This is a genomic window from Pseudomonas juntendi, from assembly GCF_009932375.1.
Classification (GTDB): Bacteria; Pseudomonadota; Gammaproteobacteria; order Pseudomonadales; family Pseudomonadaceae; genus Aquipseudomonas; species Aquipseudomonas juntendi.
The window spans coordinates 1-279 of record NZ_BLJG01000568.1 but is presented as its reverse complement, the minus strand read 5'-3'; the positions used below and the strand labels follow the sequence as shown (position 1 = coordinate 279).

1 pseudogene is annotated in these 279 nt (G+C 54.8%); it reads left to right on the top strand.

Annotation, left to right across the window (positions count from 1 at the left end):
• Positions 1-122 precede the first annotated feature (122 nt).
• Positions 123-279 (top strand): annotated as a pseudogene (locus GYA94_RS27300) (alpha/beta hydrolase); the annotation flags it as partial.

Sequence of the window (279 nt, the reverse complement as noted above, 5' to 3'; positions counted from 1 at the left end):
GCGTTTAAGCGTTCGTCAAGTAGGCAAAGTTGTATCGTTGCGACATTCTTTTTCTGACAACCCTGTGCAGCGCCTTTTTTCCACGCACACAACACGATCACCCGCACTCTTTCGGAGCAGTCATGACCAACCCGCTGATTCTCGAACCACAGAAAACCGCTGATGCCTGTGTGATCTGGTTGCACGGCTTGGGAGCCGACCGTTACGACTTCCTACCCGTAGCCGAATTCATGCAGGAGCGCTTGACCAGCACCCGCTTCGTGATGCCCCAGGCACCCA